General features: G+C 32.2%; 12 protein-coding genes and 1 pseudogene. All 13 read right to left on the reverse strand.

Going from position 1 to position 13,336, the window contains the following annotated elements; genetic code table 11:
* Nucleotides 1-200 (reverse strand): annotated as a pseudogene (locus RYK07_RS07620) (peptide ABC transporter ATP-binding protein); the annotation flags it as partial.
* A gap of 198 nt (nt 201-398) precedes the next feature.
* Nucleotides 399-1,451: a galactofuranosyltransferase gene (locus tag RYK07_RS07625; RefSeq protein WP_314853246.1), complete on the reverse strand. Its 1,053-nt coding sequence runs from the start codon at nt 1,449-1,451 to the stop codon at nt 399-401.
* 10 nt (nt 1,452-1,461) lie between these two features.
* The gene (locus RYK07_RS07630; RefSeq protein ID WP_314853257.1) at nt 1,462-2,454 is read right to left on the reverse strand and encodes a stealth family protein; all 993 of its coding nucleotides are present in this window, start codon (nt 2,452-2,454) and stop codon (nt 1,462-1,464) included.
* Nucleotide 2,455: 1 nt separating this feature from the next.
* Nucleotides 2,456-3,553 (reverse strand): UDP-galactopyranose mutase, encoded by a 1,098-nt coding sequence (gene glf / locus RYK07_RS07635; protein WP_314853247.1) that lies wholly within the window; start codon nt 3,551-3,553, stop codon nt 2,456-2,458.
* Nucleotides 3,554-3,714: 161 nt separating this feature from the next.
* The gene (locus RYK07_RS07640; protein ID WP_314853248.1) at nt 3,715-4,875 is read right to left on the reverse strand and encodes a polysaccharide polymerase; all 1,161 of its coding nucleotides are present in this window, start codon (nt 4,873-4,875) and stop codon (nt 3,715-3,717) included.
* Between the two features lie 194 nt (nt 4,876-5,069).
* A complete protein-coding gene (locus RYK07_RS07645; protein ID WP_314853249.1) occupies nt 5,070-6,485 on the reverse strand; it encodes a flippase in 1,416 nt (471 codons plus the stop codon).
* Between the two features lie 6 nt (nt 6,486-6,491).
* Nucleotides 6,492-7,457, reverse strand: a complete 966-nt coding sequence (locus RYK07_RS07650) for a glycosyltransferase family 2 protein (protein ID WP_314853250.1) — start codon at nt 7,455-7,457, stop codon at nt 6,492-6,494.
* On the reverse strand, nt 7,457-8,551 hold the full coding sequence (gene wecB, locus RYK07_RS07655) for a non-hydrolyzing UDP-N-acetylglucosamine 2-epimerase (protein ID WP_314853251.1): 1,095 nt from the start codon (nt 8,549-8,551) through the stop codon (nt 7,457-7,459). Before wecB ends, RYK07_RS07650 begins: the two co-directional genes overlap by 1 nt.
* 14 nt (nt 8,552-8,565) lie before the next feature.
* Complete coding sequence (locus RYK07_RS07660) at nt 8,566-9,498, reverse strand: glycosyltransferase family 2 protein (RefSeq protein WP_314853252.1); 933 nt, start codon at nt 9,496-9,498, stop codon at nt 8,566-8,568.
* Between the two features lie 47 nt (nt 9,499-9,545).
* Nucleotides 9,546-10,634, reverse strand: coding sequence for a glycosyltransferase family 4 protein (locus RYK07_RS07665; RefSeq protein ID WP_314853253.1), 1,089 nt, complete (start codon nt 10,632-10,634; stop codon nt 9,546-9,548).
* Nucleotides 10,609-11,331 carry a WecB/TagA/CpsF family glycosyltransferase gene (locus RYK07_RS07670; RefSeq protein WP_314853259.1) on the reverse strand — a complete coding sequence of 241 codons (723 nt, stop codon included), beginning with the start codon at nt 11,329-11,331 and terminating at the stop codon, nt 10,609-10,611. The genes RYK07_RS07665 and RYK07_RS07670 overlap by 26 nt, the downstream gene beginning before the upstream one ends.
* A 10-nt stretch (nt 11,332-11,341) precedes the next feature.
* Nucleotides 11,342-12,136 (reverse strand): LicD family protein, encoded by a 795-nt coding sequence (locus RYK07_RS07675; RefSeq protein ID WP_314853254.1) that lies wholly within the window; start codon nt 12,134-12,136, stop codon nt 11,342-11,344.
* A 4-nt stretch (nt 12,137-12,140) separates the two neighbouring features.
* The coding region (locus tag RYK07_RS07680; RefSeq protein ID WP_314853256.1) for a sugar transferase at nt 12,141-13,336 on the reverse strand (1,196 nt) is incomplete at its 5' end.

Genomic DNA, 13,336 nt, shown 5'->3' on the forward strand with positions numbered 1-13,336 from the left:
AATCCATCAATCACATTACTAGTAATGTCAGCAGTTGCTGCCTTACCAGTTGTTAAGTAGTTAAGATTATCTGGGTCTGTCTCGTAGGTAAATGCAAAAGTCTGCTCACCTTTAGCACCAGAACCACCAGAACAAGCTGCTAAGACACCTGCAGCCAATAAAGTTACTCCCGCAAGAGCCAATACTTTCCTTGTTTTCATAGTCTTCTCCTTTGTTTTTCTATCCATTATAGACTCTTTTTCATATTCTGTCAATATAATTTTCTGAATTTTCATTTTTAGTTGTTATTTTCTGACAAATATCGAATGCTATTTCATTCTTTTATCTCTTTTTAACTATAAAAAAATAGGGAAGCCAGTAACTCCCTCATTCATCTATTTAAGTCATTTTTAGATTCATTAATTTAAAGCTTTCAATGCAGAAAAAAGATAAGAACCCTCACGAATTTTTTGACCTACGGTCTTAGCATTTTTGACCAAATTCTGATACTCTTCTTGAGACAAATGTTCCAATACTTCTTCTAAATCAAGTAAACTCTCAACACTAATTCCACACTCTTTTTCTAAGATGAAATTAGCCAAAGCAGATTGCTTCCAAACAATAATAGGAAAACCAGAAGCCAAATAAAGGGAAGCCTTGTGGGAATTATTGTATCTCAAATACTCACCAAACACTCCGCTACAAGTTTTAGAACTATCACCGTCCCAAACCAAACCAAAGCTTCCTTCTAATGCTGATGGTAGTTCATCTGGAAGAAATGAACCAAAATAGGTTTCATTGGATAGTCTTCTAGCCTCATCAAAACCAACACCATAGAGGTTATATGCCGGTCTTGCAGGCAACTCATATAAGTAACCTGCTTTTTCTTGAGCTAAATTTCCAGCTACAATAATAGCCCCTTCCTTCGATAAATCTTCTTTGTCCTGATAATTCGGGATCAGATAGTCAAAAATGCCTAAACTAACTATTTTTTTCTCAGAAATCCCCTTATCAACAAGCACTGATTTCATAACTGGATTATGAGCAATAAGACCATCAGCTTGTTTCAGAAGACTTGACTCTTGAAGATGAACACGAATTTTATGCTTCAAGGGTACTGTATCCAAATTAGCATAGCGCAAAACTTCTAAATCATGGATAATAAAGTGAACCTTCACTCCTTTACGTTGTATTCTTTTGACTAAATGAGTCGTAAAGAAACTATGATGAAGCATAGGAAATTGAATCAGTAGCTGATCCCCTTCCTTCAACTTAGAGATAGCTTTGGATAGGGCTTTGGCCTTATGTCGTTGGGCTCTAATAGTCCCCATTTGATACCAATCATCTACCATCAATAACAAAGGACTATAGCCCTTACGAACTACTATTTCTTCAACATCATTTCGCGCCTTATTCCCCGCATTTTTGGTATTCTTATCATGTAAAAATTTTTCTTTTAAATAATATTTCATTTGTTACTTCTTATTTTTCAAAACTCGACTTTTCTGGATAACGTACATCTAATATTTGTTTAAAGCGAAGAAGATTTTCTTCTTTAAAATCAATATTATCGTTAACACAAAGAAGTTTTCTATATTTATCCTTAAAAATACTTTCTAGTTGGTCTAGTTTATTCAAATCAATTGATTTTCCAATGTTCTTTGAGCCTGGATAAAATTGATTACTTTCAATCTGCCAATATTGACAAATATATTGATTGACATCCATACTATAGTTTCTAATTTGATTCCTTGAGGTCTTATCTAAAGTCTCGTATTCAATTTCCCATAAATACTGTAAAGTACTTTTCTTCATTGGGACAGGTAAATGCTGATTAACATATCCTGTAACACCCCAAGGCAATAAAAGTAGATTCTTAAACATTCTCAATCCATAACGATAATTAAAGAATTTCCAAGGAGAAGTCTGCATTGCTGTTTTTTTAGGAAAATGCCGATAAATCAACTCAATATTATTGAGATAGGTTTTTGTAAATGGTGACCATGGAACTATAGCATCATATACAGCAAAAAGCCTAGGTTGCCCATTTTTATAAAAGTCAGATGGGCTACTATCTTTTATTAAATACATATCATCATTGAAATATATATAGTTCTCCGATAAATCTTCGATACGATGAAGATTCAATTCGATTGATGCTGAATTAAATGTTGGAAGATATTCATAAGGCATGAATTCCTCATGAGTTAAAAATTTTAATTTAGGGTGTTCTAAGTTCAACCAACTAGGTTTCTGACCATTCGTTATTAAAAATATCTTATTAACCCAAGGTGCATGATTTTCAATCATGCGGAACCAATAGTTCAGTGTTCCATAATCACGATACCGTAAATCACCATCAATATATTCACTTAAACTGTTGCTTGGATTCGTTACGTACTGTTTCTTACGAATAAATTCAGGATCACTACCATCTACCCATAAAACAACAATATCAATTTTATCCTTCATTATCTCATTTAAACTCTTCCTCTACAACATTCAAAGCACGTTCAATTACCACATGCATATCGTAGTATTTATAATCAGCTAAACGACCACAGAAAATCACCTTATCGTTCTGTGCTGCTTCTTCTTGATATTTAGCAAACATGGCATTGTTTCTCTCATCATTGATTGGATAATAAGGTTCATCACCACGTTTCCAATCAGCTGGGTATTCACGAGTAATAACCGTTTTATCCTGAGTACCATACTCAAAGTGTTTATGCTCAATAATGCGAGTATAAGGAATCTCACGTTCTGTATAGTTTACAACTGCATTTCCTTGATAGTTCTCTTCATCAAGAACTTCATGCTCAAAACGAAGGCTACGGTATTCTAATTCACCATGTTTGTAATCGAAGTATTGGTCAATCATGCCTGTAAAGACAACCTTTTCAGCAGAAGCTTCTAATTCTTGACGATTGGCAAAAAAGTCAACTCCAAGTTCTACTTCTACATCCTTCAACATATTTTCGATAATGACATTATAGCCACCGATTGGAATTCCTTGGTAACGGTCATTAAAGTAGTTATTATCAAAAGTCAAACGAACTGGTAGACGTTTGATGATAAAGGGTGGAAGGTCAGTCGCAGAACGTCCCCATTGCTTTTCAGTGTAGCCTTTGATCAACTTTTCATAAATATCCGGACCGATCAACTTAATAGCCTGTTCTTCCAAGTTTTTAGGTTCAACGTCCTTCATATGAGCCGTTTGATCAGCAATCTTATCTTTGACCTCTTGAGGAGTTTTTGTCCCCCACATAGCATAGAAAGTATTCATATTGAAAGGTAGATTATAAAGGCTACCCTTGTAATTAGCTACAGGCGAGTTGATATAGTTGTTAAATTCAGCAAATTGATTAACATAATCCCAGACTTTCTTGTTAGAAGTATGGAAGATATGGGCACCATATTTATGAACATTAATCCCTTCTACATTCTCACAATAGATATTCCCACCAATGTGGTCACGTTTATCAATAACTTTTACTTTTTTTCCACGCTTGGTTGCTTCATAAGCAAAAATTGCTCCAGACAAACCAGCACCAACGATTAGATAATCGTACATATTACACTCCTTTATCAGACTTGACACTTTTGTAGCATTGTAAAGTTATCCTCATTAAAATCTCATGAAAAAATAAATTTTTAAAAATTTTTTGAAATATTAGTTTGAATAGCTCATTTTATGAAGAAAAATAAATTTGCAAATCATAAAATTTAATTTCATCAGTTCAACAACTCCGTTTTATCCAAAGGATTAAAATTATTCACCGACCTATTAACAAAAGTATTTTTTGTTAATAACAAAAATATGAATATATTGTAAGTAGGGACAAACCAAAAAGCTTCAATCATGCAGTTTAGAGCCACTAAAGATAATATTACTACATATAAATATTGCCCCTGTTTATACTGTTCTCTCGAAATTACAACATACAGACATATAAGTAACACAAGAGGTATAACACCATATGTAAATAACATTTGAACATACGATGAATCTACGTAGTTATAATCAATAACAGCCTCTGTTTTACCTCCTGACCCTTTAAATAATACGTCTCTAGTTCCAAATAGATGTACACCAAAAGTATTAAATGCATTTTTTCCCAAAGATAATCTACCTGTAATTAATTTATTGATAGATACTAAAAATGGAGATCCCCAAGAGAAAATATAAGATAAATACATCATTATTGACGAACATAGAACTACAGAATAAGGGAAAATTGAATAAATCCGGAATTTCTTATCTTCATTAAAGTAGAAAAATATAAAAATAATTGTTGCTAAAATAATTGATAAGGCATTTAAACGTGCATCACAATATTTTATAATAAAAAAAGATAAAAGTACGCCTATTAGGGATCTAATCCATATAAATTTATCTTTCAATAAATAAGAAAAAACCAAGAAAATGTAGAAACAGTGGGATGCAAAATCTGTAGGATAAATAAATCCAAATGAGTTCCGAATAACTCCTTCGCGATGATATTGTAAATTGGGAACTGCACCTAAGAGAGATAAAAGAAATACACTTAGTACAAGAATGCCCGCTACAATGACATACGTTTTCAAAACTACTTTCATATCTACATTAACTAATAAGACCAGAAGAGCTGAATAAACAAGAAAATTAAGTTTTCCAGTCTGAAAATATACTAAAATTCCTGATAATAATAGCAAAGAAGAAAATATTAGATATTTAAATGAAATACGTGTTGGAAACATAAAACGAAGACCTAACAACAAAACTACTAATAAAAGATAATTTGCTTTAGCTTGTAAAAAAGTTTTATCCAGCATTGTAGTAGAAATAGTATTAAAAAATATCACTACAGATACAACAATACTAACCAGTAGATTTTCAAATTTAATTTTTATCATATTATTTATTTAGTAAAGAATAATATAGAATGAACATAATTGACAATTTTTTTATATTATTTAGTATTTTTCATCTTTGAGTTCATCTACAATCTTTCATCCTTCCATTTCTAAACTTTTTCAATCAACTAACTTAGCTAAAACAAATTCTTACAAAAATAACTTTGATTATTTCTGTATAGATTATAATAATACTAATTATTTAATAGCTGCTCTTTTATTTCCTTTAAGCTAACTACTTTAAATAATAAAATTAGTAAACTATAAAGTATCGCCCCAAATATAGTATATACAACAACATTAATAATAGGTATAAAAATCAAAATTGTCTTCAAAAATGAAAGAGCAAAATACATAAGAATTGATGCTAAAAATATTTTAACAGTTGATTTATAAATTGGCACATCTTTTAAATATTTTCTTGTAAAATACAATTGGATGCCCCATACAAATACTTCTGTTAATACAGAAACAATTGCAGCTCCAATATATCCAAATTTAGGCAGCAAAAGTAAATTTAAACCAACACTAACAATCGCTGGAACCGTTGTTGAAGTCAAAAATTCTTTATTCTTATTATGAGGTATCAAAATTTGAATTCCCATAATGTTCGTCCATCCAATAAAAAACATTCTAAAAATCATGATTGCAATAGCATATCTTGCTTCTTGGAAGTCATTTCCTAAGAAAAATTTTACAAAGTCATTATTGATAATCAACATGCCTGCAATAGTTGGAAAAATCACAAGATTGTAGATTAAAAAAGACATCTGATGCATTCTATTCACGGCTTCATTATTTCCTTTTGATAAAAGGTTTGAAACACGTGGAAGCATGACACTTCCCAGAGAAGTTACCAAAGTAAGTAATATATTTACCAATTTTAAAGCTTGATCATAAATACCAACATCAGTAGTTGATGCTAAAGCACCGAGCATTGTTCTATCTAAAGTAACATACAAAGAAATTGCTATTTGAGGCAGAAACAATAAAATTACTGGTTTAAGATGTTGCTTTGCATAATATAAATCCAAGTGAGGCTTGCCAATAAATTCGCGAGCTGGAAACCACATACTTAACTGGCCTAATAATTCAAATACCGTCAATAAGGAAACATATAGATATAAATCACCTGGAGATTTGACAAATAAAAATATTGAAACAACTCCCACCAGTTTAACAGTGATGTTTCTAACTGTTATCTTACGAAAATCCTCCAAGCCTTGAAAAAGCCAAGAAATATCCATTCCCTTAGATAATAAACTTAAACCTAAAATATACGCTACTGGATTCTGCATAAATGAAAACGCAAAGCACAAAATTATATATAATAAAATTGATAAGCAAGTTGCTCCAAACTGCAAGGTATAGATACCCCAGAAATTTTTTCGAATATCATTCCGATGACTTGAAATTTCTTTTGTCCCATAATTAGCAACTCCTAAAGTCGCTAAAAGAATAAAGTAGGTAACAATTGAATTGAAATATCCATAAGTTCCTAAATCGTTTGAACTAAAAACCCTAGTAACATAAGGTGTTGTGATAATCGGAAGAATAATCACCAACAATTGATAAGAGAGATTATAAGCATAGTTTCTCAAAACTTTCATGACTATCTAACCCATTTTCTCTCTGACTTTTTTATACAATTTTGCAGATACGAGAAACAATATATATTTCAATTTATTTTTCCTTGTAACATTTGAATTCGGAATAATATCTTTGAAATATTGAATGTATTCTTTTCTGATTTTATTGACATCCGAATACATCTCTGAACTAAGCATAGCATGTACTACATGTAACCCCTTAAAGACATAACGTACAGTAAGTGCTTTCTTCATTTCCTTATCATTAGGATAATCTCTCTGAACAAATTCTCTATTCATCTCTATAGCCTTATAGAAGTCTAAAAATTTATCACTATAAGAAGAATTGACAATACTTCCAGGTCTTCGATAATATTTGTATAAATTGATGCATCCTACGGCAATTTCATTGCATGCTCCGATATGCTCAAAAGAGACAGCCAAATCTTCATAGATCATCCCCTCTGGAAAAGGAAACTTCATCAATATTTCTTTTTTGTATAGTTTTCCCCCTGGATGAGTTCCAACTATATTTCCATAAAACATCTCCTTCAAAGCTGTATATCGATCTAATTTCAAAGAATCTATGTTAGTTAATGAACCTAAAAAATCCTCACTTTGGAAGTCCCTAACTTCGATGACGGAAGTTGCAACAAGATCAACAGCATACTTCTTTTGAAGTTGCACTAAATACTCAACAGTTCTACGATCATAGTAATCATCAGAATCAATGAAAATTATCCACTCAGCAGAAGCAAACTTTACACCTGTATTTCGAGCATTAGAAAGGCCTCCATTGTCAATATGCAAGACTCTAATACGGTCATCTTCTTGGGCATACTTATCACATATTCTTCCAGAATCATCAGTAGAGCCATCATCTACCAAAATAATCTCAATATCCTTGTACGATTGATTAATTAAGCTATCAACACAATATTTCAAATAATCTTCAACGTTGTATACTGGAACAACAATCGAAACTTTCCCCATTATACTAATCCCTTCATGATAACTTCTACAATCTGTTGACAAGCTGTTCCATCCCCATAAGGATTGCTTGCCTTACTCATCTTGTTGTATTCCTCTTCATTTTCCAAAAGAAGCTTAAAATTCCTATAAATATTTTCTTCTTCTGTTCCCACCAATTTCAAGGTTCCTGCAGAAATCCCCTCTGGACGTTCTGTTGTATCACGCATTACCAATACTGGTTTACCTAAAGAAGGTGCTTCTTCTTGTACACCACCAGAATCTGTTAAAATCATGTAGCTTTGATTCATAAAATTATGGAAATCAATGACTTCTAGAGGTTCAATGATTTTCATACGTTCATTGTCTCCAAACACTTTACTTGCTAGCTCACGAACCTTAGGATTTTTATGAATAGGATATACGACTTTAACATCTTCAAATTCATTCAGGATACGATTAACTGCGTTAAACATATTTTTCATGGGTTGACCAAGATTTTCACGTCTATGAGCTGTCAACATGATGAGTTTACTGCCCTTAGCCCACTCTAAAATAGGATGATCATAATAATCCTGAACGGTTGTCTTCAAGGCATCAATGACAGTATTTCCAGTAACATAGATATTCTCTCTTCCCTCTTTTAGAAGATTCTCTTTAGCCACTTCTGTCGGAGCAAAATTGAAATCTGCAATAATTGAAGTAGTCTGACGATTGAATTCTTCAGGAAATGGACTTTGAAGATTATAAGTTCTCAATCCTGCCTCTACATGTCCAACTTTAATTCCCATGTAAAATGCAGCTAAAGCTGTCGCAAAAGTAGTTGTAGTATCCCCATGAACAAGAACAATATCTGGTTTTTCCTGCTCTAAAACAGCTTGAATTTTATCTAAAATACTTGTCGTGATTGTAAATAGTGTTTGATTTGCCTTCATAACTTCTAAATCGTAATCAGGAACAACTTTAAAGACATCTAAAACCTGCTCTAACATTTCTTTATGTTGACCAGTTACACACACAAGTGTTTTAATTGAATCATTTTTCTTTAACTCATTCACTAAGGGACACATTTTTATCGCTTCTGGACGCGTCCCAAAAACTAACATTACTTTTTTCATGCAACTAATACTGTCTACTTCCTATTTTTAATTCTAATTGTCCAACCTACAAGGTTAGGAAATAATAATAAAAGTTTAAATTGAATATATTTTGAGGATACTTTAGAAAATATAGAATTTACATAGTCTCGTTCCCCTTTTAATTCTTCCAAAATTAATTCTCTACCCTTTGCTTTTTCTGCATACATTTGTCCAAGTAGCCAAATCATATATTTAAATTTTTCTTTTTTAAATTCATCCGAATAACATTCGAATCTAGGATCATTTAAAAGTTTATCCCATACGAGCAAACCAGTTTGTTTTTTATCGCTATTTCCAAGAACGCTAGTAGTAGGTTCTAAATAATTATATAAATTTTCCAAAACAACTTTAATATTATTGGTATAAAGAGAATATTCTAAATTAAAATATTTATCCTCCATAAATGAGATATTTTCTAAGAATTGAATACTATTAGCCTGTATTATTTCTCTCTTATAAAGTTTATTACATGCATATCCGAAGATATTTAGATTATACAAAATCCCTTTAATGTATTGATCACGTTCTAATGTCTCCATTCCACCAGTTAATCTTGGATGAATACTCGAATTGACCCCACATACAATTAAATCCGAATCAATGTTCTTATTATGTAACATTTTATAAAACTCTTTATTTACAGTATCATCAGAATCAATAAAACTTAACCAATTACCTTTAGCTACTGAAATACCTAAATTTCTTGCAGCTGATACACCTTTATTAACTTGGCTTATTACGTTTACTTTTTTATTGGTATTAGCAATTTCATCTAACTTCTTTAAAGTTTTATCTGATGAACCATCATTTACTAAAATTATTTCATATTCTTTTATAATATTATGTTGTAAAGAACTCAATATTGATAAATAGCAGTCTTCAATTGTACTTTCGCAATTATAACATGGAATTATAATAGATAACATTTTTCACCTCTATAATCGTAGGAATTTGAGTTTGTTTTTTGAGATTATTATTCAACTTTATTCCAAATTAGTTTTTGATAAAATTTACGATAATTATCTAGAAACAACGGATAACTAAACTTCTCTTCATAATCTTTTTTAGCTTGATGAGCTAACTTTGTTCTAAGAGTTGAATTAGTTGCCAGACTCTCAATAGCAGAAGCTAAGGCCCTGGCATCTTTAGCCGGGATCAAGAGCCCATTTTCTTTTGTAACAACTTCATTAATGCCAGGAATATCTGTCGCAACCATGGTTTTTCCATTCATAAATGCTTCGATAACATTTAGAGCCAAGCCCTCAAATAATGATGAAGAAACTAGGAAATCAAAACTATTAATACACTCGACTATATCCTGTCTATACCCTAAAAAAGTTATCTTATCTTCTAAATCGAGTTCTTTAACCTTAGTTTCTAATTCGGCTCTCAGCTCTCCATCCCCAACGATAAATAAACGAAGGTTTTCATCTGAAATCAAAGAAATAGCATCAATCAAATAGGTCAAACCTTTTTGTTCAGATAATCTTGCAACACAGCCTAGCTTGATTCCATCAAACTTCATAATCTCATCAACTTGTCTATTTGACTGTTTCAAGATCACTCCGTTATAGATAACAGTGCTATTTGCAACTCCCACATCATCTTTCAAATTTTGATTAACTGCGTGACCAACTGCGATACTATAGGCATTTTTCAGTGAAAATCTATATAAAGACAACTTATCTTTAAAGACATTATGAGCAGTATAAACGTGTACTAGCTTCGGATTAATCAGTTTTAACAAACGAATATAAAAAGCTGCCATTCGATGATGCGTATGAACTAGGGTAATCTCATTTGTCTTAATAATTTGATAGATAGTCAGAAGCAACTTCAACACAGTAAGAGGATTTTTGCTGTCTATATCCTGAATTTTATGATGAATAATTCCTCGTGCCTCTAATTCTGGTTCCCAAAGACCTCCTGTAGAAGCAACATGTACACTATCAAACTCATCTTTCAAATCAGAGCTCAACTGGTACACGATTCTCTCAGCACCACCAATATCCATCGTTCGTGAAATATGTAAAATATTATTTTTTCGTTTTTCGTTTCTCATCTAAAACTCTCTTAATAAAGGTAACATTCCCTACAAAGTATCGTTTAAAGAGACGCTTTGGTTCATTAGCGACTCGGAACAACCACTCCAAGTTTGATTTCTGCATCCAAAGTGGAGCACGCTGAATGTGACCAGACAAGACGTCAAAGCTACCACCTACACCCATAAAAATAGAATTCACTCCATTATCCATAAATTTTTGGATGATGTATTCTTTTTTAGGTGAAGTAATTCCAACAAATACAAAGTCAGGGTTCTTTTCACGAATATCTTCCTGAATACCTTGCTCATCTTCTTCAGAAAAATAACCATTACGATATCCAGCAACTCGTAGATTTGGATACTCTTCTTGGAAATTTTGTAACATATCTTGCAAAACTTCTTCTTTAGCACCAAAGAAATACACTGAATAAGATTTCTCATCGGCTAATTTTAATAATCTTTGCATTAAATCAATTCCAGCAACTCGTTCTGGAACTTGATAGCCCAAAAATCGAGAAGCTAAAACTACTGATGCGCCATCTGCATTGATAATTTCAGACTCGTTAACTATCTTTTTAATAACTTCATCTGACTGACATTGGTTAATCTTATCAGCGTTTACGCCCATCAAATGAAGAGGGCGTTGTTCAATGACAAATTTCTCAACCGCATCTACTGTTTCATCCATTGTTAAGGGGTCAATCCTGACCCCCATTAAATCGAAACTATTCAATTTTATTCTCCCATAAAACTCCAAAATGACCCTTACGCTCAGCTTCTTTTGGTAACTTCATGTAATCACCATATATTTTTGTTAGATATTCATCCGGGTTTGCATGGCAACTTATTTCTAAGTTCTCAAACTCTAGTAATTGTGTCTCACCGAATACTTCTTTTCTAGCAAGTTCACGTTCTCTGTAGGAACCTAAGACATTTCCGACCATGTTACTAGTCTCGTAATCATATTGTTTAATGATACTTTGTAATTTTTTGTTAATTTTTGAAGTGTTTAAGAGTTTATTTAATTTTAAGGCTCTTGAAACTTTCACAATCGCATTTTCGAACGAACCTCTATCTCTCTCATGCAAACGATCGATAACAGAAATTTTAGAAAGTGCTCGATAGAATTTAATTTTGTTTGTGTGAATAAAATAATGAAAACGATCATCTGGATAACCATCCAAAGGGAAAATATCTATGAAAGGACTACAAAGTTCATCTCCAAATGGAATTTGTAAAGATGTATCCATAATAGAGGTATTACCTAAATTATCATCGTGAAGTCTCAAGATAACATGTTCTGGAAGTTCCTTTTTACAAATAGATATAAATTTTTCATAATCTTTTCGAGGCATCCCTAAATCCATATCATCATCCCAAGGAATAAATCCTTTATGACGAATTGCTCCTAGCAATGTTCCTCCCAAAGCATAATATCTTAAATCATGTTTACTACAAATAGCAATAAAATTTTTTAATAAAGATAATTCTCCTAGTTGAATTTCCCTCACTTTATTCATAAAATTACTTCGCTCCATTTTTCATAAATACCACTTTAATAGTTTTTAGTAAAATTTCAATGTCTTTCCAAATTGTCCAACCATCTAAATAAGTAATGTCTAATTTTACTACATCATCGAAGTTTGTAATATTACTTCTACCACTAATCTGCCAAAGGCCTGTAATTCCAGGTTTAAAACTGAGACGACGTTTTTGTTCCGGTGTATATGTCATATACTCATCTAAGGTTGGCGGTCTAGTACCAACTAAACTCATATCACCTTTTAGAACATTCCAAAATTGTGGCAATTCATCTAGACTTGTTTTTCTAATAAAGTGCCCAATCTTTGTCACACGTGGATCGTTTTCAATCTTAAACATTCCACCCTGCATCTGATTCTGACTCATCAAGTCTTTCTTAATTTCCTCCGCATCTACTCTCATAGAACGGAATTTATAAAATTTAAATACTCGTCCATTTCTACCAACCCTATCTTGGACAAAAATAGCAGGGCCTCCATCTCTTTTTATCAGAGGAACAAGAAAAATAGACACCAGAGCACAAATAATCAGACCAACTAAGGAGCCCATAATATCTATAACACGTTTAAGAGCAATATCACTTGAACGATAAAAGGTTGTTGAAAAATTGACGACACTAGAATTCCCAAATCGTTGAATCGCTTTTTCACTATTGGTTACAAAATCTAAAGCCGCTATATTGACAGCTACTGGTAATCCCATTGTTTCAAATCGAGAAACAAAGTCCGCAATCAAAAAGCTTTCACTTGGGAGATTAATCACCACTTGATCTACGACTGATCTCGTAGCATAGGTTACTAAGTTATCCAACGTAACGATTGCAAAATTAGAAGCTTCAAAATGCTCATCATCTACAATACAAACAGCTGAAACATAGCCATACTCATAAGTAGAAAGTTGTTTTAGTACTCTCTCAACTCGTGCACGTGTTGTCACTAACAAGATTCGCTGAGTATATTTTTTTTTGCGAGACAAGAACTTCCAAATCTTACGAATCCAAATATTAACAACCATTAGCATAATTGAATTTACAGCTACAATGCATAATAGATTGATTAACGATAAATAAGGTATATTTGGTTCTAAAATCGGAAAAACCATACAGGATAAGAAAATATAAACTAGTATATATTTTAATGTTTGTATACATTCCTCTGCAAGACTCCGATATTTGAAAT

This window comes from uncultured Granulicatella sp., assembly GCF_963528315.1.
GTDB lineage: Bacteria > Bacillota > Bacilli > Lactobacillales > Aerococcaceae > Granulicatella.